This is a genomic window from Frankia sp. R82, from assembly GCF_023716925.1.
Classification (GTDB): Bacteria; Actinomycetota; Actinomycetes; order Frankiales; family Frankiaceae; genus Frankia.
The window spans coordinates 62,259-86,514 of the sequence record NZ_JAMQQG010000002.1; the positions used below are offsets into that span (position 1 = coordinate 62,259).

Below are 24,256 nucleotides of genomic sequence, written 5' to 3' on the forward strand. Positions count from 1 at the left end.
ACCTTGGTCACAACCAATACGCGGCCTAGTCGCGGCAGCGATGCCCGTTCGAGCCGAGGGGCCCTGTCTCCTGAATGCAGTGCGCAGGCGGCAGGACCCCTCGGTCGATTCGGAGCTGCGGTCAAGCGGCGCGCTGCCGGGGCTCAGGATCCGTAGGTGGCATCGGCTGGGGCGGGTGGAGCCGTGCCGGGCGCCCGATGTCGCTGTCGGCTGTGGAGCTGTCGGCCAGGGGCTTGGCGGTGGGGGGCCAGAGTCCGGCCAGCTGGCCCAGGCGCAGGCGACCGGTAGCGGGTTGCGTGAGGGGTAGCCAGCGGGTCAGGGTGGCGTCCAGATGCTGGTCGGGTTCGGCGAGGTCCGCGGCCGTCGTCGCGACCGGCACCCGCGCCGGGTCATCAAGGTTGCGCAGCGCCTCGGTTAGGACCTCGCGGAGGCGGGCTTCGCGGCGCAGGGTGGTGGTCCAGATCAGGACCGGCGTGTGGATGCGGGTCGACTTGGCGAGCCGGTCGTAAGCGTCGATCTTGGAGGTGACGCGGCGGAGCGCTTCGGTGCCGAAGTCCAGTTCGAGGAACCACTCAACCTCGGCGCGGTCCTGCACCCACCGACCGTAGGCATCAGGTCGCACGATGTCCCCGAACGAGCGGGCGCAGCGTTCCTCCGACCACCAGGCCGCCAGCCGGCCTGTGGCCTCGCGCTGGCGGGCGTGGTGGATCAGCCGGGTGAACATGCCATTGACTGCGACTCGGTGGGCCAAGTGCAGGGAGTGGGCGATGCCCATGGCCCGGTCATGCTGGTAACCGATCTTCTTCGGGTCCAAGCCGTCCTCGTGCGCGAGGACGGCGGCGCCGGCGACGTCGAGGACGTAGTGCATAGGCGACAGGCCACTGACGGCCAGGGGCTGGAACCGGTCGAGGACCCGCCAGCGGTACAGCTCCAACAGACGGATGTTCGCCGACCGGCGGGTGACCCAGCCGAGTTCGACGATCTGATGGGTGCTCAACACCCGGTGCTCGTGGATCATGCGGGTGATCCACCGGTCCCGTGGGGTGAGGTGGCGGGCCAGCCACAGTTGGTGCTCACCACTGGACACGATGCGGGCGGTGGGCCGGGCGTAGGTGCGGCGGCCGAGATAGGTCTGCTGCGGAGGATTCGTGATCATGCGGAGAGGTCTCCCCAAAGAGGGTCGTCAGGCAGGCAGAGGTCGACGAACAGGCAGGCTGGAATCGGCAGACGGCAGGCCAGGCCGGAGGCGAGCGGGCTGTCGCGTCCGCGCCGGGACACCGCGCCCGCCAGAACTCGGTGTGCACGCCGGTCCCGCCCGTCGGGGCGGGGACCCTCATCCGACGGCGGCCAGCGCATCTGTCTCGGCCGGCTCGGCCGGCCCAAGGTCAACCATGTCGACGTGGCCCGGCACGACCACCGCGGGCAGCCCGTCCGCAGCCGCGTCATCGGCCTCCAGCACGATCGCGGCCGTGCTGACCTCGGATACATCGGCATTGGGGGCGTGTTCCTCCAGCACCCGGTGCGCCTCGGTGCGTAGTTGCGTGACCAGGGCCCGCGCCTTCTTCGAGCCGACTTTCAGCCGCTTGCGCAGCTCGTCCGAGGAGATCGGACGGCGGTGTTCCTCCCAGTAACGGGCGTCCTCACGCCGCGCCCGGTCCAACAGCGAACCATCGACCACCACGGTGTTCGCCTGGTCGGGAACGCGCTGCGCGGGAACCGCACCCACCTCGGCCCGCGGGCTCCCACCTTCCGTTGCCACAGGCACCGCAGCGGACGCCGCTGCCCTAGCAGTCTCTGGCGGCCGGGATGCGGGCTGAGAGATCGCGGCGTCCTGCGCTGCGGGATGGAAGGTGGTGGGGTGACGCATCGCGCGCAACAGCCCCGGGCCAACCTCGGACCAGCCGATAAGCAGCGCCGGGCCGACCGCGTCGAACGCGGCCTTCCCATAGTCCCCCGCGATCACCGGCTCGGCGATGTTCAACGCCAGCGTCACCACGCTGGAGAACACCAGCAGCCGCCGCGCCGGACGCAGAAGCTCCGGCGGAGCGCCCTGAAGCGCCATCTGCCGCGTGCCCAGCAAAAGGCCCACCACGGACAAGTCGACCGCTGGAGCCACCAGCGGCGCAACCCAGACCGGCACTCCCAGACGCAACCCGAGCTGGAACACATTGCCGAACCCGAAGGCAACGTCAGCCCGACGACCACAACCATGATCACCGTGACGAGGGTGACCGCCACGTCACTGCCTGCCGCTGGCTGTGCTCCTGCCGGAGCATCCATCACGGCGGCGCCATCCGCGGCCATCAGGCACCGCCCCCGGTCAGCGCCCGCGCCGCCGCCGGCCGGGATCCGTCACTGGGCGTGATAGGTGCAGGTATGCGGGCTGATACCACCAGGCTCGCTTTGGCCTGGTTCCGCGTGGATGCTGTACGAGCCTCCCCCGGGGTACACACAATGTAGTCAGATAAGCACGAATCGTACCGACCTGCAGGCAATTGGCCACACAGGACACTTCGAGAATTTTTCCTGTGACTTTTGGTCTATCTCAGGGTTCGTCTCTGCCGCCTACCTCGAACATGGAGCCCTCACTCGGTTGCGGGTTCGCATCCGGGTTCCCCAGCCTCCCGCGCGTCAAGGCCCCTCCGACAGGTACGGCGTTTCGCCGACTCTGGCATCCGACGGGGATGGCGTCACATCTTCGCCCACCCCGAGCTACGGCCACCGTTCTGCAACGCGAGACTCTTGCGCGACCCAATGATCACAATCCATCCGCTACTCGCGGTCCCCACCCTCGACGAGCTTCGACTGGCACGTCTGCCTACGGGCTGCCCCCAAGGCCTGTCGCGCCTCGGCGGATCGCCGGCTCCCAGCTCGCGCCTGTTGTCGTGCGCAGGTTCGGGCAGCCGCACGTGCTGCTCGTCGTCGGCTCGGCGCGCGCCCTCTGGCTGCCGCTGTATCCGCTCGCACCCCACGGCCCGACCGGGCCTGTGATCATCATGGCTGCGGACACGGCCATGCTCACGTGCGCGGGCGCGTTCAACCCGGCGTTCGTGGCCTGCCGGACAGACGTCACCGCCGCCGTACGGCCCGCGTACGCACCCGCCTGGGGGATCAGCGCCGAGACCCTGCACCCACTGTCAGTCCTCCTGGGCGGTGGGCTCGCCGCACCCACCGGCGTCGGAACCCACCCCCTATCGCAGCGCTCGCCTGCGCGGCCAGCGCCGCACTGCGGCCGTACCGGAGGCCGTCCCACGAAGCCTCATGGTGTGGCTGGCCCGGTACGCTCGAGGAAGACGGGGCAGAGCCTGGACGCAATGCCGTTGAATCAAGAAGTGGCACCCACAAGATCACGATCCGAAGTGGATCTTGCAGGTGCGTGGTGCCCCTGAAAGCGGCGCGTCATACCCGCGGTAGAACTCGGCGGTGACGGGCGCGAACAAGACCGGCGGGAACGGCGGAACGTCACCGGGCCGGTTGACGGATCATATTTCCCTCGGAGTGCTTACGAGCACGGTCCACCATGACCTGGTGGACGAGGTTCCGGCCGAGACGGGGCGCGTCGAGAACCGGACGCGGAAACCACCGGCCCGGGTGATGGTCTATTACATGCTGGCGATGTGACTGTTCTTCGATGACGACCACGAGGAGGTCATCGAAAACTTGTCGCCGGACTCCGGGCCTTCAGCTCGTGGGGGGCAGGAAGATCTCGACCGCGAGCGGTCCCACCCATTCCCGGAAAAGTCTCGGGAAGATCCGCCGCGGATGCTGTACGAGCGGGCCGCCACCACGATCGTGCATTCCGTCATGACCGGGTCTTTCCTTGCTGGGCGACGACCGATGGCCGTCGACGGGTTCGGTCTCGATGTCCCCGACGAAGCCATGACCGTTCGGGTCGTCGAGTACGAGATCCTCGGCCCCGCCGACGTTCCCGCCCCTATCCTCGCCGCCGCCCGCCACGTACGATGACAGGAGAAAACCGGTATCGGCGAGGTGAAAACAACGCTGCGCGGCCTCGGCGGGATACTCCGCTCAACGAGCCGGAGATGGTCCGCCAGGAGGCCTGGGCAATGCTGCTCACCCACTACGCGATCCGGAAAGTCATGACCGACGCCGCTGAAGAAGCCGATGCCAATGCCGAACGGCTCTCGTTCCCACGAGCCCTCCGTCGCCAGATCACCGGCCGGCGGATTGCTCCCCCGAGTGACACGCGAAAACCACTTCCCACCACACCGGACCGCCGGAAATAAAATTTTCGCGAGTAGCCTGATTCAACGGCATTGCCTCAAGAAGACAGACATACGACTTGCCCTGAGCGGAGACCGCGGGGATATGTTCACGGACTTCCGGTAGTCCAGTCTCTGGTTGGCATGTGCGACTTGTGCGCCGGAGTTTCGCAACCGCCTATGCGACTGTCTTCGCCAGGGCGGGCGGAGGGACCGCAGTAATCGGCGTCGCCGCCGACGCCCGACCTGCGTCGAGCGTCGGCGGGCCGGTCCGGATCAGGCGTAGCTGTGGATGGTCACGTTGCTCAGCGTGGCATCGCCGCCCTGCGCGGCCGCCTTGCAGACGTTCACCTGCACCACCCTGGTCTGGCCGTCGACGACGTTGAAGCAGTAGATGGATGCCTTTGCGCCACCGCCTCGGACAGTGACGTTGATCCCGCGGCGCGTCGACGAGGTGCCGTCTGCACTGTGGGTGACCACGTCGACATCCTGCAGGTTCCAACCCCCGCCGGCACCGTTACCGTCACAGTCGTCCTGTTGCTTGGCGGGATTGGAGTTGACGTTGTCGCACAGGGCGCCGGCCCCGCCGGTCTGCGGCAGCGCGACGGCGAGGCTGCCGATCACGCGGCTGCTGGTGGTTCCGTCGCTCCGGTGACTGACCAGGGTGACGTGGTCGAGCAGGGGTTGCCCACCCCGCCCGGTCGCCGAGCACTCGTTGATCTGGCCGTTGCCGGGCGACGCCACGAGCCGGTGCTGGGCGCACGTGTCGGCCGCGGTCGTCGCACTGCCGTTGCCGACCACTCTGGCCAGGGCGGCGTCGTCGCCGCCACCGCCGGCGCGCGGCAGGAAGATCTCGGCGTCGCGCAGGGCCACGTCACCGCCGGCAGCATTCGCCGTGCACCGGCTGCGCTGAAGCGTGATGTGCCGCTGGACGGCCAGAGTCTGCGCCTCTGCGATGTTGCCGCAGACGACGGCGCTGGTCGCCGCACCGCCGACTATGTTGATGTCGGCATCCGCGGCCGAGCTGGGTACCGCTGTCGCTCCGACGACAGCGACGCTCAACAGCGGGACCAGTACAGCGGCGGCCAACACCGCACGCAGCCGGGCGAGCGCACTAGCGCCCATGTGTTTTCCTCTCCGAGGCCGCTGCCGGAGATTTCGCCGCCAGTGACGTCGGGTCGTCCTCGCTGGACGGGCTTTCTGGACAACGAAGAACCGTGCGTCTCGGCCGGGTATCCGCCGCCGCAGCCTCACCACGAATAGATGCGAAAAGTCCAGAGTTTTCACACAAAGAGCGGCCACCCCAGGGCCCGCCGCCTGGAACAGCTGATATCAGAAAGCCATGATCATGGCCCGCTTCCCTCGCGGATCATGAGGACGAACCATGCTACAGCGAGAACGCAGGCGCAACCGGGCGGGTGCGGGACCATTGCCCCGCACCCGGTCGGACATCGGCCTCAGTTGGCCGACTGGACGACGGTCACGTCGACGTTGTCGAGGGTGACGCTGCCGCCGTAGGACGTCGCGTTGTTCCGGCAGGTGTTCACCTGGCTCGGGGTCGCAGTGCCCTGTACGTAGTTCACACAGGCTGCGACAGCACTCGAGTCGCCGCCGCTGATGTTGACCGTTGCCTTGTTGTAGGTCCGGCCGCCCTGGTTGTTCTCCTGGTCAAGGAAGAGGCTGACGTCGTGCAGGTAGACGGTGCCACCGTAGGCGTCCGCAACGTTCCGGCAGTAGTTCGACTGCGGCCGTACCTGGTGGCGGGCGGATGTACGGGCGTAGTTGAGACAGCCCGACAGGGACGCCGCCCCGCCGCCCTGAATGCTGATCCTCGCGTCGTTGTAGGTCGGCGACGCCGCGAAGGCCGGCGCCGCGCCCATGACCGCGAACGCGGCCGCGCAGGCTACCGCCGTGCCGCGCGCAGCACGCCCAAAACCTAGGATGTTCATGTAGACGACTCCCCTTCAGTCAGGTGTTGTTGATGCTGCCCCGCCGGAATGGCAATGTCGCAGTTCCATGCGTACGTCACCCAACTAATCTTCGCGCGGCCCCCCGGCAAGCGACCCCAAGGTAGCCGTTTGGGAACTCCGGGTCAAAGCACATGGACCTTCCGCGTGGCGTGCCGACACAGCACGACACGGCATCCCGAAAGTCGGTCCAGACCGCCTGCTCCGCTCAACGCGACGCGCGGCGACCACTTCACGCGAGAATTAAACTGAACATATTTAATTTGGTTGATCATAATTCAGGCGATATCCGGTCAACCGGGCACCAGGCGAAAGCAGCGGCCCGGCTGTCAGGCCGGGAAAGTCCACGCGCACAATCATCTGGGCCGTTCCGGTGCCACCGGTGGCCACCACATCCCCGCCGCCGTCCCGGTTGCCGTCCTGCCGCCGTCGTCCGGTGGCCGCGGCTTCTTCGGCGTGCTCGCCCTGACGGCGAAGGAGTACGGGCAGGCACCGCCCATCAGCCAGGCGGCCGGCCCCAGTCAGGGGATGGCGCAGGATCGCCCGTTTCGGCCGGATCAGGACGGCAACCACGATGGCCCTTGCCCGGGACCGGCCTCGACGCCGGCCGGGCGCACGAAGGTCTCCTCCAGCGGGCTGCCACCGCGCACCTCGTCGAGCGGGCCGACAGCGGCGACAGCTCCCCTGGCCATCACGGCAACGGTCGCCCATCGTGGCGGCCGACCGGGCGCCCCGGCGGGCGCTGGAGAAGGCCGGCTCTGACCGGATCGGACGGGGGCGCATCACCCGGACAATCAGGTCGACGATCCGCTGCACTACCTCTACCGCGTCGATCGCGTCGGCCGAGCTGAGCACCGGTCGGCGAACATGGCACTGCCCGCCGGGCCACAGGGCACGACGGGCAGTGGTATTTCAGCTGTCAGTAGCGAGAATCAAACGGGAATCAGTAGCGGGCGCCCGCCGTCGAGCGGTTGCGCGGCCGTCGACGCAGCCGTCGGAGACCTCGAGCCGCCGACCGATCGGCCGCGTTCACATCACGCCGGGCCTCACCGCGGAGCCTGCGCAGCATCTTCACCGTTACCTCCTCGAGCTGTGTGTTCTCCCGCCAGCATCGGTTGTGCCGGCCTGGTCATGACATGCCCGGCAGGCCGGCAATAACACTTCAAGACTTGCCGAAGTCGCGCACCGGGTGAAAACTCCGCCGGACGCCGCCCGCCTGGATCCGGCCGGCGCGGACGGAGTTTCGCTGGTCGACGCGGGCGGCGCTGGTCGGAGGGACGCCGCGCGCACGGCGCTGGCGCACAGGTTGACCGAGAGGACATCTGACGCAGGCGCGGACGTGGCAATCGGCGGAGCCTCAGCGTCTGGCGAGCAGGTCCGGGGGCGGCGGGCCGAAGCGTCCGCGCAGGAAGTCGGCGAGGCCGCGCAGGCGTCCTTCGGGGTGCCAGTAGGGGCCGCGCCGGCGCGGTGCGAGGGAGCCGGCGGCGAGCTGCCACAGCGCGATACAAAAGCGAATAAACGTGTGGTAACGGCCCGAGTGGTCCCGAACGAGCAGCAGGGTGTTGCGCAGCTGTAGATAGTCGATCGCCGCGGACGTCGAGCTGATGTGCGGGTTCTTCACCATCGCGCCCCGGACGAGGCCGCACTCCCAGCCGGCGGCGCGGGCCCGCAGTGCCAGGTCGGCCTCCTCGCAGTACGCGAAGTAGCGTTCGTCGAAGATGCCGACCTCGTCCAGGCAGGCACGGCGGGCGAACATCAGGGTGCCATGTGGGTGGCCGACCGGTTCCCAGCCCTCGCCGGTCCGCGCGGGGACCAGGATGCCACCGAAGTACGGGTCGACGACCGGTGTCGCGCCGTCGCCGACGTCGGCGCAGGCGAGGCCCGCCCGGGAGTGTTGCGCGAGCACGCTCAGCACGTTGCTCAGGCAGGTCGGCTCGGGCAGGGCGTCGTGCGGTGCCAGCACCACCCATTCGCCTGCGTCCGGATCGGCGAGGAACCGGCGGTAGCCGATGTTGGCCGCCGGGCCGAACCCCAGGTTGCTCCCGGCGAGCACCACCGTCACGTCCGCGGCCTCGACCGCAGGCGCCCGGGCGGACCCGTTGTCCACAACAGTGATCACGACGGGAACGTCCTGGGCGCGGAACGCGTCGATCGTGTCGAGGAGTCGCTCGGGCTGATCGCGGTGGACGAGGATGACCGGAACCGGAAGCGGCGGCATGACGTCGGTCAGCGGGAGCCGACGGGTGCGGGCTGTTCCACCGTGCGGGCCAGGATGCCCAGGGTTGCCCGCAGGCCCGCCTCCGGGATCACCGGAAAAATGCCCTTCCCGCGGTAGACCTCGTCGATCTCACTCCAGTCGTAGTAAGAGATCACGAGAGTGCCGGACTCGGCGGGCTCCAGCCGGTATCCATACAGATGCCGCAACGGTGGCTCGACCACGCCGCTGGCGATGGTCCACTCGAGGAGAGCATCCGGCTCAAATTTCGTGATCTTGACCGTGACGTCGTACTTTCCGAGTGGATAGTCGTTGAGGGACTCCCGATCCATGTGGACGACGAATTCGTCGCCGACCTGGCTCACCGGCCGCCCCTCGGCGGACTGCAGCATTCCCGAGCTGTCGATCGCCACGTGCCCGGCCGGATCGGTCAGTACTGCGAACACCGCCGCAGGGGAGGCCGCGACCACGCGGCGGACCTCGAACCGTTCAACTGTGGTCATGCCGGGCATTGTCGCATCGACGAAAGAGTGCGCGCCAATCCTCCATGGTGCCGGAGGACCGTCGCGACGGTCTCGCGGCGCGGGCGCCGGCCCGGTGGGCGGCATCCCGGGGTACCGCCCACCGCCTTACCGACGGTCGCACCAACAGCCCTGCGGACCTGGCCGGAGACCGGGTGGGCGCCCTGACCGGACGACCCACGGACGACCGGTCAGCGGGAGGTCGTGGCTCCGACCAGAACGAGTGCGCCAGACCCTGCCACCCGCTGCGCGGGAATGGCGGGCGCATCGCTCTGCGCGTTCTGGGCGTGGATCAGGATTGCCGCCACTTCCTGGCGGGCCGAGGGCGACAGGTCGGGGTTGGCGAACAGCTCGGCGATCTCACGCCGCTGGACGCGCTGCTCCCAGAACGAGGCGAACGTCCTCCGCAGCGAGGAAGCGGAATTGTGGTGGACGCGCATGAGAAACTCCTTGGGTTAAAACCGGGGAGGACGGGCCACTGTCATCTCCCACAGTCATTGTGCCCCCGGAGCAACCACTCCGGGGAGCCCGGACAACGTGATGTGGACTGCAGTCCAAGGCATTCGTCGACCTATATGAGCTGGACCACAGTAATGGCGCTCACAAAAACCGCCGACCCGTAACCGTGGTCACAGGATGCCTGTCCGGAATTGCGGTTCCACGTAGCGCTGGTCACATGTGGCCCTACCCGGAATTGCGGTTCCACGTAGCGCCGATCACATTCATCGGCTCGGCTGGTTCACGCGACGGCCGCCATGCCACCCGTCGCGTGGGCCGTGCCGTGCCGCCCAGCAGGTCCGGGCCCGCCGGGGCACGCCCGCGGGAGGAACGTCCGGAAGAAACACGCGGACCCGCCGGACACCCACCCAGCCCGCCCGCCCCGGCCATCCCCTCGGCCCACGGTGGAGCCGTCAGAACGTCACCGGAAGGGCACGCAATCCGTACACCACCGTGTTCGCCCGGAAATCCACGTCCGCAAAGGGCACCGCAAGTGCAAGCCGGGGAAATCGGCGCAACAGGGCCGGCAGGCCGATCCGCAGTTCCATCCGGGCAAGCGGCGCGCCCAGGCAGTGATGCCGTCCGAAACCGAAGGCGACATGACCGACGGAGCCTCGGGTGATGTCCAGTCGATCCGGATCGTCGATGAACGCCGGATCCCGGTTGGCGGCGGGAAGCGACATCACCAGGTGTTCGCCCGCCCCGATCCGTCGTCCGCCGAGGGCCACCACCGACCGGTGGGCGGTACGCGGGACGGCGGAGTGCACGATCGACAGCCAGCGCAGCAGTTCCTCGACGGCGGGCATGACCATGGTCGGCTGGTCGCGCACCGCGGCCAGCTGGTCGGGATGACGCAGCAGCGCCAGCGTGCCGAGGGCAAACATGTTCGCCGTCGTTTCATGACCGGCGATCAGCAGCAGGTTGGCGATGCCGACCAGCTCGACCGTGCTCAGCTCGTCGCCGTGCTCGCGCACCAGCATGCCCAGGGTGTCCTCCCCCGGCTGTCGGCGGGCCCGGCCGACGAGGGTGGCCATGTACTCGCGGCTTTCGGCCAGGACCGAGAGCCGCTCCTCGACGGGGAGGGTGAGGTCGATCTGGCGGGCGGTGCGGCGGTGAAAGTCGTCCCGGTCGGCGTAGGGCACGCCGAGCAGCTCGCAGATCACCAGCGAAGGCACCGGCAGCGCGAAGGTCGACACCAGATCGACCGGCTGACCCGCCCGCTCGACGTCGTCGAGGGCCTGCTCCACGATCTCGGTGATCCTGGATTCGAGCCTGCGCATCCGGGTGCCGGTGAACTCCGGGGTGAGCATGCGCCGCAACCGGCTGTGCTCGGGCGGGTCGAGTGCCAACAGGTTGCCGGCCCGAAGCTCGTCGAGTCGCTCCCCGTGCGGACCCCGAGCGCCGGCCCTGGGCGGTCCGAGGAAGCCGCCGGCGAAGTTCCCGAACTCCTTGGCGTCCCCGAGAATCTCCCGAACCTCCTCATACCGGGTGACCACGTTCGCCGCCAGCCCGAAGGGCGTCGTCACCGGCAGCAGCTCGCCCGCCTGGCGCGCCCGGGCGAGCTGTGCATCGGGCGCGAACAGATCGCGCCGCAGGTACGCGGGTGTCGTCCACACATCCGTCATGATCGCTCGATTCATCACGAAGGGTAGCCATTGATTCGACGATTGGTAACGCTACCATCGGTGCCGGCGCCGGCGCCTCGCCGCGATCGCACCGACAGCCACCATCGGTGCGCACCGCGGAGCCGGATCGAGCGGAGGCGAGGTTCCAGCTACCCGAAGCAACCATAATGATACTTTTCGCCACGGCCAGGATTCGACCTTTTCGCCCGGCGGGAAAGAACGAGAACTCCCGACGGACAATGCTCGGGTTTCGGAATTACCCCGACCACGGGAATACAATCGCGACGACAGGTGGCGCCTAGCGGCGACCCGAACACGGCCGCATCACCGGACATTCACACCGAGCGACCGACGGAGCCTGCGATCGCGCGGGAGAAACGGGATAGACTTCCTGAAAGACAGGCATGCAGGGCATTGAAGGCGCCGTCCCGATAGCAGAGGTGTGGCCGTTTTGTCAATCGAGGAGATGGATTCCGAGCAGTCCTACGTCTCCGCTCTCTACCGCCGGCTCGACGATCTGCGGCTGCGGGCCTCGACGCGGCTGCGCCGGGTACTGCAGCAGTCCGAGAGTCTGCCGCGGGCCCGGTTCGAGCGGGAGGTCGCCAGCGCCGACTGCGCCGCCACGCTGGCCCGGCTGCGGGCCGCCGAGATCGGCCTGTGCTTCGGCCGGCTGGACTTCGACGGCGGTGAGCGTCGTTATGTCGGCCGGATGGGCATCTTCGACGAGGCCGCCGACTACGAGCCGCTGCTGATCGACTGGCGGACCCCGGCGGCCCGGCCGTTCTACGCGGCCACCGGGGCGGAGCGGCTCGGGGTCCGCCGTCGGCGGCACATCGCCACCCGGCAACGTGCGGTGACCGGCCTGGAGGACGACATCTTCGAGGTCGCCGACTCCCCCGGACAGGTCACCCCGCTGGCCGGGGAGCCGGCGTTGTTCGCCACCCTCAACGCGGCGCGCACCGGCCGGATGAGCGACATCGTCGCCACCATCCAGGCCGAGCAGGACCGGATCATCCGCTCGGACCAGCGCGGTGTCCTTGTAGTGCAGGGCGGCCCCGGCACGGGAAAGACCGCCGTGGCCCTGCACCGGGCCGCCTATCTGCTTTACACCCACCGCGAAAAGCTGGCGCGCAGCGGTGTGCTCGTCATCGGCCCCCATCCGGCATTCCTGCGCTATATCGAAAACGTACTGCCCTCCCTCGGCGAGACCAGTGTTGTCAGCACGACAATCGACATGTTGTATCCGGGTGTGACGGTGCGCCGGCTGGACGACCCGGCGGTCACCGAGCTCAAGGGCCGGTCGGTTCTGGCCGATGTCCTCGCCGCGGCGGTGCATCACCGCCAGCGGCTGCCCCAGGGGCACACCCTGGAGATTCACACCGACGAACGGCTGCTTCTGCTGGAACGATCCACCTGCGCGCGTGCCCGGGCGCTCGCCCGGGAGTCCGGCGAGCTGCACAACGACGCACGGCCCATCTTCGTCCGCGCGGTGATCGAGGCGCTGGCCCGCCAGGTCGCCGACGGCTACGCCGCCGAGACGATCACCGCACAGGTGCTGGAGGCCGATCCGGAGGCGCTGGACCTGCTCGCCCCGGCCGGGTCCGGCGGCTCGAGCCTGCTCGACGACGACGACCTCGCCCAACTGCGCCGCGAGCTGCGCGCCGACCCGGCCGTGCGGACCGTCCTCGACGAGCTGTGGCCGGCGTTGACTCCGGAGCAGCTGCTCGCCGAGCTGTACGCCGATCCGGGCACGCTCGCCGCGGTCGCACCGCAGCTGTCCGCGACCGAGCGGCAGCTGTTGCACCGTCCCCTGGCCGAGAACGGCGCCGACGACGAGGACTGGCTACGCGAGCTGCGGGCCGTCACCGACGCCGCCGGGCCGGCGGCAACCGACAGCGCGGACGCCCCGGACGGGCGGGACGCGGGCGACGACGACGACGCGTCGTCAGACCGCCCTCGTCGGCCAGGCCCGGTCGGTGGTTGGAGCGCCGCGGACATCGCACTACTCGACGAGGTCGCGGAGCTGCTGGGTGACGACGACCAGGCCGCGAAGGCAGCGGCGTTGCGGGAGCGGCTGGCCCGGGTGGCCTACGCCCAGGGCGTGCTCGACATCCTGTCCCGGGACATCGAGGACGATCCGGAGATCATGATGGCCGTCGACCTGATCGACGCCGGCCGGCTGGCCGAACGGCACGAGGACGCCGATCCCCGCACGATCGCGCAACGGGCCCTCGCCGACCGGACCTGGGTGTTCGGGCATGTGGTCGTTGACGAGGCACAGGAGCTGTCCGAGATGGCCTGGCGGATGGTGATGCGCCGCTGCCCGACCCGCTCGATGACGATCGTCGGGGACGTCGCGCAGACCGGTGACCCGGCCGGCACCACGTCCTGGGACCGGGTGCTCGCGCCCTACCCGGCGGCGGGTACGCCCGCGCGGCGGGAGACTCTGACGGTGAACTACCGCACGCCGGCAGAGATCATGGCGGTGGCCGCGGACGTGCTGGCGACCCTGTCTCCGCCGCAGGAGCCGCCGCGTTCGGTACGCACGGTCGGGCAGCAGCCGTGGCGACTGCAGGTGGCCGAGCACGAGCTCGGCCCGCAGCTGGCCCGGTCCGTCGTACGCGAACTGGCGCGGTTGGCCGCCACCACGACACCCCAGGACACCGCCGCGGCGACCGGCGGCCCTGGCTTCGGTGGATCAGGCGCCGGTGGATCAGGCGCCGGTGGGGCCGGGCGGTTGGCGGTGCTGGTGCCGACGTCCCGGCTGCCCGAGCTGACCGCGGCGGTGCGGGCGGTCGTCCCCGAGGCGGATGCCGGAGCCGGGGCGATGTTGACCGCCCCGGTGGTGGTGCTCGGCGTGCGGGAGGCCAAGGGGCTGGAGTTCGACACGGTGCTGCTGGCCGACCCGGACACGGTGCTGGCCGCCTCGCCGCGCGGCGCACACGACCTGTATGTCGCGCTCACCCGGGCGACGCACCGGCTCGGCGTCGTGCATACCGGCGACATCCCGCCGATGCTCGCCCGTCTCACCCCGACACAGGCGTGACCAGCGAGCACCGGCGAGCCACCGGCGAGCCACCGGCGAGCCACCGGCGAGCCACCGGCGGGACGGGCCCGGCCCTACCCCAGGGCCGTCAGCCGGGGCTGGGTCAGCGGCACGTGCGCGTCCGCCGGATCGACGAACCGGCCGCTGGCCTGGTCAAGCACGGAGATGCGGGCGTCGGCGATGTCGAAGTACATGCCGACCAGGCGCAGCGAGCCGGCCTCCAGCGCGCGGCGCACGGTCGGCTGTTCGCGCAGGTTCTCCAGCTGCTGGGCCACGTTGGCGCGGCCCAGGCGCTCGACGGGCGCCAGGTGCTCCGTGCCGGGCGGCGGGGTGCGGGTGAGCGAGGCCCCGGCGTGCGCGAGCCAGCCGGCGAGCGCGGAATCGTGTGGGCCGCCGCCGTTACCTGACCCGGCCAGCAGCGCCTTCATCGCGCCGCAGGCCGAGTGGCCGCAGACCACGATTGCCGGCACCTGCAGAACCTCGACGGCGTAGTCCACCGCCGCGGTGACGGACAGCTCGGTCGAGAACGGCATGCTGGGCAGCGGCCCGGACACGGCTCCGATGCCCACGCCGGCCGCCATGCCGCGCCCGCGGGCCATGCCCGTCCCGTGCCCGGCGGGCGGGCCGGCGGTCTGTGGCCGGGCACCGGACGAGCGGGCGCCCCCGGGCGAGCGAGGCACGATGTTGCCGACGTTGCGCACGGTGAACAGGTCACCGGGGCCGCTGCTGGTCAGGATGTTCGGCACGATGCGCGAGTCGGCGCAGGTCAGGAAGAGCGCACCGGGCTGCTGACCGGCGGCGAGGCCGTCGAAGGTGTCGCGCAGCAGCGGCGCCGCGCGACGGTGGAACTCCCGGACCCCGACCATGATCGTCCCGACGTGGTCGAGGTCGGCCTGGGCCTGTGCCCCGGCCGACGGCTGGTCTGCGGACGCCAGCACCGCCGCGTCCACCGACTCGACCGCCGACGGGGTGGTAGCCAGTCCATCCACTGCGGTTGTCGGGCCGTCCGAGGGGGTCGGCGCGGCGGTCGCGGCAGCTGGTTGTTCGTCGCGGGTGGACGGGCCGTCCTGCCATTGTGACCAGGGCGCGAACCAACGCGGCAGGTGCGGGACGACCGAGCGACGGCGCTGCGACAGGTCGGCGCGGCGCAGCCAGACGCGGCCGATCTCGTCGATGTCCACCGAGCCACCGGACGCCTCGTGGCTGGCGCACCAGCCGCGCAGATGGTCGTAGACGGCGTGGTCGAGGTAGTCGACGATGAGCTCGATCGACACGGGGGTGCCGGCGGGAATCCGGCCGAGGACCCGGGCCAGGCGCGGCAGCGCGAGGAAGCTCAGCGTTCCCTCCACCTCCACCTGCCACAGCTCGCCGTCACGGCGCAGCTGCACGCTGGACCACAGCACCCGCCGCAACACCAGCACGAGCGCGGTGAGCAGGCCCAGGCCGACGCCCTTGAGCAGGTCCAGGCCGACGACGCCGACCAGGGTCACCACATAGACCGGCAGCTCCCCGTGCCGGCGGACATGGCGCAGGTGGGAGACGTCGACCAGGCGCACGCCGACGACGACCAGCAGTCCGGCCAGCGCCGCCAGCGGGATCCACTCGACGGCGAATCCGAGGAACACCGCGAAGCCGAGCATCCAGACGCCGTGCAGGATCGCCGAGGCCCGGGTGCGCGCGCCGGCGGCGACGTTCGTCGAGCTGCGCACTATGACGCCGGTGACGGGCAGACCGCCGAGGACACCGGAAAGCAGGTTGGCCGAACCCTGGCCGATCAGCTCCCGGTCGAGGTCGACCCGGGGGCCACGCCAGCCGCGGGAGGTCGCCAGCTGGTCCACCGCGACCGCGGACAGCAACGACTCGACGCTCGCCACGATGGCGACCGTCACAATGCCGAGAAGCACCCCGGACCAGGCATGATCGGGCAGGTCGGGCAGCTCGACCGCGTCGAACAGCGAGGCAGGCAGGTCGACGCGGGGCACGTCGAACCCGGCGATGCCGGCGAACGCGGTGCCCACGACGACGGCGACGAGATACGCCGGCATCCGCCGGATCGCTCCCGGCACGGTCGTGGGCAGGCGCGGCCAGATCATGATCACGGCAATGGTCAGCAGGCCCACCGCGGTCGCCCCGCTGTGCGGGTCGATGATCGCCTGCGGAATGGCCTTGATGTTCTCCCACGCGTGGCTTTCGGCCGTCCCGCCGAGCACCACGTGGATCTGGCCCAGCACGATCGTCAGGCCGATACCGCCGAGCATGCCGTGGACGATCGCGGGCGACACGGCCAGGGAGGCGCGCGCGATGCGGCCCAGGCCGAGCAGAATCTGCAGCAGTCCGGCCGCGGCGGTGATCAGGCAGGTGACCCGCCAGCCGTAGGTGTTGATCAGATTTGCGACGATGACGGTGAGGCCGGCCGCCGGGCCGCTCACCTGCAATGGCGCACCGCCGAGCGAGCCGGCGACGATGCCGCCGACCACCGCGGCGATCAGTCCGGCCGCGACGGGCGCACCGGAGGCCACCGCGATGCCGAGCGAAAGCGGCAGGGCGACGACGAAGACGACCAGTGAGGCCTGGAGGTCTGGGCGCCAGGACTCGCGGGCGGTGGGCCGACGTCGGCGCGGATGCGGCGGCGAGTGGCTGTGCCGCGTGGGAGCCGCCGCCGCGGACGACTCCGGCGCGGACGACTCCGGCGGTGATGCCGGTGCCGAGCGCGGCGTCGAGGGCGGCGCCGGGGACGCGGGCGAGGGGCCTTCTGGCGGCGTCACCGGCGGAACGGGTGAACTCACGTCATCTCCTCGCGGTCGGGGCTAGAGGAAGCGGTTTGGTGGGGTGGCCTGGAACGGCGCCGATCAGACGGCCGCGGTGCCGGTCAGACGGTCATGCCGAGCATCGACATTCGGGCGCCCGTCCTGGCTCCACCTGTCCGCCGCCTGCGGTGACGGGTGTCGCACCCTGGTGAACGAACCGACGGGCCAACAAGTTTCGATGCGTGATGGCTGGTGGTCGCCGCGTAATCATTCGACCGCATCGGACGGCTTCGCCCCAGGACCCAACGGGCCGGAAATACCGGACAAAACTGACTATAAATGTAGAAACCATCGGCCCGGCACCATGGGCCGGACGGCCGAGTCCGCGCGAGCCCTGCAGGTGCTCGGGAATCGGCTCCCAGCGCCGGGGCGACCCACCCCGTCGGAGCCACCACCGACGCAGCCCCTCGGATCCCATCTCATCCGTGGGACCGCGTCATCCACGGCACCGCACCGTCCCTGGGTACCGAGCCGCCTCTGGGTGCCGAGCTGCCCCTGGTGGCCAGGCCATCGGTGAGTCGCGCTCCTCTGTGCGAGCACCGATGCACCGGCCGGGCACCGTCGCCGCGCCTGGGCGTCACCGTATTATTGGATGTGTCCTACCTTGCGTAGCCTCGGCCGTTTCCGTTGATCGGTCCCTACGTGGGTCCATCCTTATGCGGGCGGCGGGCCCTGGCCGGACTCGGACCGGCGCCGAGGCAGTCACGACCGGCCTCGAAGCACCACCCGCTGTCTCGGGGAGGACGTGCTGTCCCGGATGAACTGGCGTGGACGAACCGTCCGAACACCGATGATCCGGGGGCCAAGAATCCGGGGCCGGCTGACCAGGGTGCTGGTGGTGGCCGGATTTGCACTGCTGCTCGCGGCCTGGGTGGGCAGCAACGCGCCGGGCTTCGGGCCGGACGAACCGGCGAATTTCATCAAGGAGGTCGGTGCCGGCACCGGCCAGTGGACAGGCGTGCCGGGGCGACTCGCCCACCCGGCGTTCGGCAACCAGCCCGGGGCAACGGAACGCATCAACTGGATCAACCGCAACAGCCGGGTGTTCCGCCTGCCCGCCGGCCTGGACCCGGGCGCGGCCCACCTGCCATGCGACCTCTTCCGCAACCAACGGTCCACCCGCTGCCTGAACCGGCCGCCCACCCACCCGCCAGCCACCCGGGCGCTGAGCTACGTCGGCACCTACGAGCCGTACGTGTACGCCGTGCCAGGCGCGGCGATGGCGCGCACGCACACCGTCCTCGGGGCCCTCTACACCGGCCGGGCGGTGACCGCCGGGCTCGTCGCCGTGCTGCTCGCCGTCGCGGTGGCCGCCGCGTGGGACACCCGCACCGGTCCGGTCTCGATCACCGGGGTGCTGTTGGCCGCGTCACCGATGGTGCTGTTCCTCGGCTCGGTGCTGGGCACGAACGGCATCGAGATCGCCGGCGCCCTGGCTCTGTTCACCCTGGTGCTGCGGATGGGCCGGGTGGGTCCGGCGCCGGCCTGGACCTGGCCGGCGGCGGGGCTCGTCGGCGCGCTGGTGGCGCTGTCCCGACCGACCGGTCCGGCCTGGGTGCTGCTCGCTCCGATGCTCGGCTGGGTGCTCGCCGACCACCGCCGCGAGGACCACGACCCCAAGCGCGGCGGGGTTGGCCGTCCGATCGGTTCCCGCTGGGGCTGGCGGGTCGCCTGGCTGGTGCCGGCGGCGATGGGCGTCGCCGCGACGCTGGTGTGGGAGCGCGCCGTACAGCCGCATCCGAGGATGCACCGCGCGGTGGCCGTCGAGGGACTGCGGCAGCTGGACGTCGACGCGCAGGCCTGGCTACGCCAGTGGGTGGGCGTGTTCGGCTGGGCCAGCCTGCCGATGCCCGAGTTCGCCTACCGGCTGTGGTGGGCCGCGGTGATCGTGCTGGTCGGTCTGGCCTTCGCCCTCGGGTCGGCGCGGGCCCGCCTGGGACTGGTCGCGGTGCTGGTCGGCGCGGCGGCGCTGGCCATCGGCCTGGACGTGCTGGTGCTGCGCCAGACCCGTTTCCCCGTCTACGGACGCTACCTGCTGCCGTTGGCCGTGCTGGTCCCGCTCACCGCCGGGGAGCTCGTTGCCCGGCGGGCGGACAGGTTGCCCGCCGGCGTCCGCCGGGCCGTGCAGATCACGGTGCCACTGGTGGTCACGACGGTGCATCTGGTGGCCCTGTGGGCGGATGGACGACGGTACGCCGTCGGCGTCGACGGCCCGAGGTGGTACCTCGACCACGCGCAGTGGACGCCGTCCGGTGGCTGGACCCTGTGGGCGGCGCTGGCCGGTGCCGGCGGTGCCTGCCTGCTCGGCGCCGTTCTGACCGGGCTCAGGACCGGGCCAGACCGCCGGCAGCAATCTCAGCCCGGGCCTGGCTGACCTCCGCGCGGACCTGCTGCTCGACCTCACCTGGGTCGATGCCGAGCGCGCAGCCGATGTGCGCCGCCCACACCTCGGAGCGCACGTTCATCTCGAAGTCGAGCTCGGCCCGGATGTCCTGTCGGGCGGCCTCGCGATTCTGACTGATCATCACGAAGGTCGACAGGAAAATGGCCTCCAGGCTGACGATCATCGTGAGCAGCCCGAACGGAAACCGGTCGAACCGCGCCCCCGAGCCGACCAGGCCCTCGTTGACGAGGATCCACCCGGTGAACCAGACGGCGTGCAGATAGACGAACCACAGTGACCCGGCGAACCTGGTGATCGCGTCCGCTGCCTGGTCCTGCCGGGACCGGGTCCGCGCGAGTACCTGCCGCTCGTCCCGGATCCGGAACCAGGCATGGCCACGGCCGTCGCCTCCCCGCAACCGCCGCTGCCCCGAGGCGCCGGTGGACGGCCCAGCGCCCGCCGGGAGAGCGTCCGGCGAAGGAATGTCCGGCGAAGGAACGTCCGCCGGAAGAAGGCCTGGCGAAGGCATAGCGGACAAGGACGCATCAGGTGAGGACGACATGAACCCATAGTGGCGCCCCCTGCCCGCCCGAGACGATCGCCGCCGGGCGTACGTCCGGCGGCCCGATCTGAGCGCGTCAGCGGACCTGTTCGGTGGGGCGGATCAGCAGCTCGTTGATGGCGACCCGGCGCGGGCGGGTCACGATGTAGGCGATGCCGTCCGCGATGTCCTCGGCCAGCAGGTTCTCCACTCCCGCGAGGGCGGAAAGGGCCTGGTCCCGGATCTCCGGACGCACGTGCTCGGTGAGTTCCGTGGTGACCGCGCCCGGTTCCACCACGCTGACCCGCACGTGTCGCGCGGTGACCTCCTGGCGCAGCGACTCGGTGAAGGCGTTCACCCCGAACTTCGTCAGGTTGTAGATGCCGGCCAGGGCGATCGCTCGCCGCCCCGCGGTCGAGCTGATGTTGATGAGGTCCGCGACCTCTCGGGGGCCCGACTCCGCGGCGGTGACCAGGTGCGGCAGCGCGGCATGGGAGACATAGAGCAGCCCCTGCAGGTTCAGGGAGATCATCCGGTCCCATTCGGCGGTGGGCGCGTCGAGGATCGGCCCGAGCAGCATCACCCCCGCGTTGTTGACGACGGTGTCGAGCCGGCCGAGCTCGGCCACCGCCTGCTCGACCGCGTCGATCGCCTGCTGCTGTTCGGTGATGTCGGCGGCGAGCGCGATCGCCCGCCCGCCCTCGGCCTCGATCTCACCGGCCAGCTGGTCGAGCCGGTCCTTGCGCCGGGCGACCAGCGCCACCGCCGCGCCCTGCCGGGCCAGCTCCCGCCCGGCCGCGGCCCCGATCCCGCTGCTCGCCCCGGTCACCAGTGCCACGGTCCCGCTCAGTGTCTGCGCCATGATGTGCCCCTTCGTCCACGTCCACGTCGTCCACGTCCACGTCCACGTCGTCCACGTCCACGTCGACGGATTCGGCTGGCGTGCGGCCGGTCACCCGCACCGCCAGCCCGTCCCAGACGCTATGACCTCGAGCGCGCTCCAGGTCAACGACGGCAGGCACGCACCGACGACTCCCGCACGCACCGACGACAAAGCCCCATGACGACTCGGGCGTCACCGCCAGATCGTCACTGGGGGCGGCGGGCCTCGATGAGGAAGCGGGTGGTGTGGGCGGTGAACGGGCCGGTGTCGCGGATGCGGCGGTGCAGGTCGGCGAGACGCTCGCGGTAACGGTCGACGGTGAAGCCGGGGACGATCCAGATCACCTTGCGCAGGAAGTAGACGACGGCGCCGACGTCACGGAACTCGGTGTGCAGCGTCTCGGCCCGCAGGTCCACCACCTCGAGCCCGGCGGCCTGCGCGGCGGCCCGGGCGGCGTCGGGATGGCGGCGGGTGCGCACCTCGGCGGGCTGGGGCCCGAGGAAGAACTCGGTCAGTTCACCCACGCTGGCCGGACCGACCTGCTGGGACAGGTAGCTTCCGCCGGACCGCAACACCCGGGCGATCTGCGGCCAGCAGGTGCGCACGGGATGCCGACTCAGCACCAGGTCGAAGGTGCCGTCCGCGAACGGCAGGGTGTGATCGCCGTCCGCGGCGACCAGCGCGACTCCACGCGGGCGCAGCAGCGCCGCCGCGCGGGCGAGGTTCGGCGGCCAGGACTCGACCGCGACGGTACGCCGGGCGAGCCGCGGCGCGGATGCCAGCACTTCCCCGCCGCCGGTCTGCACATCCAGCACCGTGTCGGCACGGGCGATGCGCTCCCCCAGCAGCCGGGCATAGCCCCAGGACGGCCGCTGCTCACTCGCCCGACCCTCCAGCCAGGAGAAGTCCCAGCCATCCACCGACACGGCTGCCGCCTGCGCCACCAGCTCCTCGAACCCGGGCTCTCCCGCCGCCGTCCCCGCGGGCCGTTCGACCGTCATCGCCGGATCGTCCCAGCGTCACCCGGCATTGCCCATCGAATATTCGTCCCGCACAACGGCACCTGACTGGATCATGCGCGGGGAGGCGGGACGCGGTCTCAGGTGCCGCGCAGGGCGGCGATCACCGGGGCGAAGCGCTCCAGGGCGGGGTGCAGAACAGTGAGATAGGTGATGCCGAACCGGTCGCGCAGGTCCCGCACCTGGGCAGCCACCTGCGCAACGGTGCCGACGAGCAGGACCGGGACGGTGGCGAACTCGGCGGCGCTCAGGTACGGAAACCGCTCGGCCAGGGCGGCGAGAGCCGCGTCCCGGTCGTCGGTGAGCACCACGTCCTGCACCAGCAGGTTGCGTTCGATCTCGCCGGCCCGTGCCCCGGCGGCCCGCTCGAAGAAGGCGACCCGTTCGGCGAACGCCTCCCCGGCCAGGACCCGGAAGGCACTGGGATCCCCCGGGGCCGGCGTCGCACCGGTGAACGCCACGATGTCGGCGCGCTCGGCGGCCAGGGTGAGCAGCCGGTTGCCGTTGCCGCCGATCAGCAGGGGCACCCGCGGCTGCGTCGGCCGCGGTACGAGCTCGGGGTCAGCCAGCCGTGCGTAGACGGCATCGACGACCTCACCGAGCCGGTCCAGCCGGTCGCGGGCGGTGCCATAGGCGATGCCGGCGGCAGCGAACTCGTCGGCCACATACCCGGTGCCGATGCCCAGCTCGAGCCGTCCGCCGGTCAGCACGTCGGTGGACGCCACCTCCCGGGCCAGCAGCGCCGGGTTATGGAACGCCGCGTTGAGCACGAACGTGCCCAGCCGCAGCCCGGCGGTGGCCCCCGCCGCGACCAGAGTGGGAAACGGTGCCGGCATACCCAGATGGTCCGGCACGAGCAGCACGTCGTAGTCGAGCTCGGCCGCGCGCCGGGCCAGCGCCGCCACCTCGAGCGGCCCCGCAAGCTCGAGGATGTTCAGACCGAACCGGAACGGCCGCACGCTCATGCGCCTCCTTTGGACGTCGCTGTCCCTCATCCGACCCTACTGTGCGGCACCGGATCCACCCTCTGCGGCACTGGGTCCACCCTCTGCGGCACTGGGTCCACCCTCTGCGGCACTGTCCATCCCCTGCCGCACTGTCCGCCGAGGCACCGCTGGCCATCCGGCGCAGAACTGCCGACACCGGCCGGAAAGCCGGCCTCATCGTCCCAAAAACTCATAAAACGGTCAGGAGCGGTGTTGGATGGGGGTGTGCCCGCATGCCACCGCCCACGCCCACCGGCAGCAGCAGGGGTGATGGCCGCGGTGGTGGCCGTCGCGGTGGTGCCGATCGGGCTGGCCGAGGGTCTGCACTGGCAGGCCTCCCGTCGTCTCTACGGCGACGGCACCCACGTCGCTCCGCCAGCACAGCCGATCAGCACGCAGCACCCGACCGGCACGGCACCGTCAGCCGACACGGCACCGTCACCCGGCACAGGGCGGTCGGACCGGCGAGGATCGTCCTGCCGGTCGGATGGGGCACAGGTCGTGCTGGTGCTGGGCTTCCCGGCGACGCGTCACGGCAGGCTGCATCCACTGCAACGATGGCGTACCGAGATAGGGGTGCGCTCGCTCGCTCCGGGCGAGGACAGCCGGCTGATCTTCAGCGGTGGCGGGCCACCGGGCGCACCCACCGAGGCCGAGACGATGGCCGCCCACGCACGCGACGTCCTCGGCATGCCGGCGCGTCAGATTCTGACCGAGACCGCGGCGACCAGCACCTGGGAGAACGTCGGGCTCACGGTGCCATGGCTTGAGTCGGCGCGCACCATCGCGATCGCCTCGGATCCGCTGCATGCCGCCCGCGGACGTCGCTACCTGCACCGCCAGCGGCCCGACCTGGCCGCCCGGCTGGTCCCCGCAGATGACTACCGGCTGCTCGAACACTGGCGGCTGAAGGTCCCGACCGCCGTCTACGCGGTGACCCGCCCGCCGATGCGCCGGCTGCGCGTCCGGCTCATCCAGGCGCAGCAGCGGAAAAAACAGCGCGCGCAGGCGCCCTCTCCTTCGTAGAGTCACGTCCATGGCGCCAGCCGAGGAGTCCGCCCGGGTCGACACCTGGATCTGGTGTGTGCGGTTGGTGAAGACCCGTTCCCAGGCAACGGATGCATGCCGGGCCGGGCACGTGAAACTCAACGGCGAGCGGGTGAAGCCGGCCCATCCGGTACGCGGCGGGGACGAGATCCGGGTCCGGCTGGCGGGCCGGGAACGCGTCGTCGTGATCACCCGCGTGTTGCGGCGCCGGGTCGGTGCGCCCGTTGCCACCGAGTGCTACATCGATCACAGCCCGCCGGTCGAGCGCGAGCCGGTGGCGCTGGTCGCCACCCGTGACCGCGGCGCCGGACGCCCCACCAAACGCGATCGCCGTGCCCTCGAACGCCTACGCGGCAGCGCCCCACCGCCCGGCCTCTGACTCCGAGCTCGCCCCCGCCTGCGGCCCTCACCCCGCGGCCCTTGCGACACAAACCACGAGGAACTGCCCCACCCGGCTGACATGTGGAGGGTTGTTCGGGAAATCAGCCCCGAATC

The 24,256-nt window shown here is 70.5% G+C and carries 18 protein-coding genes and 1 pseudogene; 5 read left to right on the top strand and 14 right to left on the bottom strand.

The window, feature by feature from the left end; translation table 11 throughout:
* Positions 1 to 121 precede the first annotated feature (121 nt).
* Together ND747_RS01055 and ND747_RS01060 are read right to left on the bottom strand one after the other, a co-directional pair.
* The gene (locus tag ND747_RS01055; protein ID WP_251731001.1) at positions 122 to 1,156 is read right to left on the bottom strand and encodes a replication-relaxation family protein; all 1,035 of its coding nucleotides are present in this window, start codon (positions 1,154 to 1,156) and stop codon (positions 122 to 124) included.
* 177 nt (positions 1,157 to 1,333) lie between these two features.
* Complete coding sequence (locus tag ND747_RS01060) at positions 1,334 to 2,062, bottom strand: hypothetical protein (RefSeq protein WP_308204536.1); 729 nt, start codon at positions 2,060 to 2,062, stop codon at positions 1,334 to 1,336.
* 1,361 nt (positions 2,063 to 3,423) lie between these two features.
* Here ND747_RS01060 and ND747_RS29975 point away from each other — a divergent pair.
* Positions 3,424 to 4,247 (top strand): annotated as a pseudogene (locus tag ND747_RS29975) (transposase domain-containing protein).
* A 252-nt stretch (positions 4,248 to 4,499) separates the two neighbouring features.
* Here ND747_RS29975 and ND747_RS01075 read toward each other — a convergent pair.
* From ND747_RS01075 to ND747_RS01100, 7 genes are all read right to left on the bottom strand, one after another.
* Positions 4,500 to 5,348, bottom strand: a complete 849-nt coding sequence (locus ND747_RS01075; RefSeq protein ID WP_251731004.1) for a hypothetical protein — start codon at positions 5,346 to 5,348, stop codon at positions 4,500 to 4,502.
* Positions 5,349 to 5,680: 332 nt separating this feature from the next.
* Positions 5,681 to 6,172 carry a hypothetical protein gene (locus ND747_RS01080; protein ID WP_251731005.1) on the bottom strand — a complete coding sequence of 164 codons (492 nt, stop codon included), beginning with the start codon at positions 6,170 to 6,172 and terminating at the stop codon, positions 5,681 to 5,683.
* A gap of 575 nt (positions 6,173 to 6,747) precedes the next feature.
* Positions 6,748 to 6,882, bottom strand: a complete 135-nt coding sequence (locus ND747_RS29095; protein WP_285899782.1) for a hypothetical protein — start codon at positions 6,880 to 6,882, stop codon at positions 6,748 to 6,750.
* Between the two features lie 665 nt (positions 6,883 to 7,547).
* Positions 7,548 to 8,408, bottom strand: a complete 861-nt coding sequence (locus ND747_RS01085) for a glycosyltransferase (RefSeq protein WP_251731006.1) — start codon at positions 8,406 to 8,408, stop codon at positions 7,548 to 7,550.
* Between the two features lie 8 nt (positions 8,409 to 8,416).
* The gene (locus ND747_RS01090; protein ID WP_251731007.1) at positions 8,417 to 8,908 is read right to left on the bottom strand and encodes an SRPBCC family protein; all 492 of its coding nucleotides are present in this window, start codon (positions 8,906 to 8,908) and stop codon (positions 8,417 to 8,419) included.
* Between the two features lie 209 nt (positions 8,909 to 9,117).
* Positions 9,118 to 9,366 carry a hypothetical protein gene (locus ND747_RS01095; protein WP_251731008.1) on the bottom strand — a complete coding sequence of 83 codons (249 nt, stop codon included), beginning with the start codon at positions 9,364 to 9,366 and terminating at the stop codon, positions 9,118 to 9,120.
* Between the two features lie 471 nt (positions 9,367 to 9,837).
* Positions 9,838 to 11,049 (bottom strand): cytochrome P450, encoded by a 1,212-nt coding sequence (locus tag ND747_RS01100; RefSeq protein ID WP_251731009.1) that lies wholly within the window; start codon positions 11,047 to 11,049, stop codon positions 9,838 to 9,840.
* A gap of 466 nt (positions 11,050 to 11,515) precedes the next feature.
* On the opposite strand from ND747_RS01100, the gene ND747_RS01105 reads away from it, so the two are divergent.
* Entirely contained in the window at positions 11,516 to 14,095 is a 2,580-nt protein-coding gene (locus ND747_RS01105) for an ATP-binding domain-containing protein (protein WP_374216117.1), read from the top strand.
* A gap of 74 nt (positions 14,096 to 14,169) precedes the next feature.
* Here ND747_RS01105 and ND747_RS01110 read toward each other — a convergent pair whose 3' ends face one another.
* Positions 14,170 to 16,881: a SulP family inorganic anion transporter gene (locus ND747_RS01110; protein ID WP_251731012.1), complete on the bottom strand. Its 2,712-nt coding sequence runs from the start codon at positions 16,879 to 16,881 to the stop codon at positions 14,170 to 14,172.
* Positions 16,882 to 17,740: 859 nt separating this feature from the next.
* On the opposite strand from ND747_RS01110, the gene ND747_RS01115 reads away from it, so the two are divergent.
* A complete protein-coding gene (locus ND747_RS01115; protein ID WP_251731013.1) occupies positions 17,741 to 19,276 on the top strand; it encodes a DUF2142 domain-containing protein in 1,536 nt (511 codons plus the stop codon).
* Here ND747_RS01115 and ND747_RS01120 read toward each other — a convergent pair.
* From ND747_RS01120 to ND747_RS01135, 4 genes are all read right to left on the bottom strand, one after another.
* Positions 19,227 to 19,703 carry a DUF1003 domain-containing protein gene (locus ND747_RS01120; RefSeq protein WP_251731014.1) on the bottom strand — a complete coding sequence of 159 codons (477 nt, stop codon included), beginning with the start codon at positions 19,701 to 19,703 and terminating at the stop codon, positions 19,227 to 19,229. The two genes, ND747_RS01115 and ND747_RS01120, sit on opposite strands and share 50 nt — an antisense overlap.
* Before the next feature lie 220 nt (positions 19,704 to 19,923).
* Complete coding sequence (locus tag ND747_RS01125) at positions 19,924 to 20,688, bottom strand: SDR family NAD(P)-dependent oxidoreductase (protein WP_251731015.1); 765 nt, start codon at positions 20,686 to 20,688, stop codon at positions 19,924 to 19,926.
* Between the two features lie 227 nt (positions 20,689 to 20,915).
* Entirely contained in the window at positions 20,916 to 21,710 is a 795-nt protein-coding gene (locus ND747_RS01130; RefSeq protein ID WP_251731016.1) for a class I SAM-dependent methyltransferase, read from the bottom strand.
* 98 nt (positions 21,711 to 21,808) lie between these two features.
* Positions 21,809 to 22,693 carry a TIGR03621 family F420-dependent LLM class oxidoreductase gene (locus ND747_RS01135; protein ID WP_251731018.1) on the bottom strand — a complete coding sequence of 295 codons (885 nt, stop codon included), beginning with the start codon at positions 22,691 to 22,693 and terminating at the stop codon, positions 21,809 to 21,811.
* 291 nt (positions 22,694 to 22,984) lie between these two features.
* On the opposite strand from ND747_RS01135, the gene ND747_RS01140 reads away from it, so the two are divergent.
* Both ND747_RS01140 and ND747_RS01145 read left to right on the top strand, forming a co-directional pair.
* Positions 22,985 to 23,740, top strand: a complete 756-nt coding sequence (locus ND747_RS01140) for a YdcF family protein (RefSeq protein ID WP_251731019.1) — start codon at positions 22,985 to 22,987, stop codon at positions 23,738 to 23,740.
* 10 nt (positions 23,741 to 23,750) lie between these two features.
* Positions 23,751 to 24,140 carry an RNA-binding S4 domain-containing protein gene (locus ND747_RS01145; protein WP_251731020.1) on the top strand — a complete coding sequence of 130 codons (390 nt, stop codon included), beginning with the start codon at positions 23,751 to 23,753 and terminating at the stop codon, positions 24,138 to 24,140.
* The last annotated feature ends 116 nt before the right edge of the window (positions 24,141 to 24,256 follow it).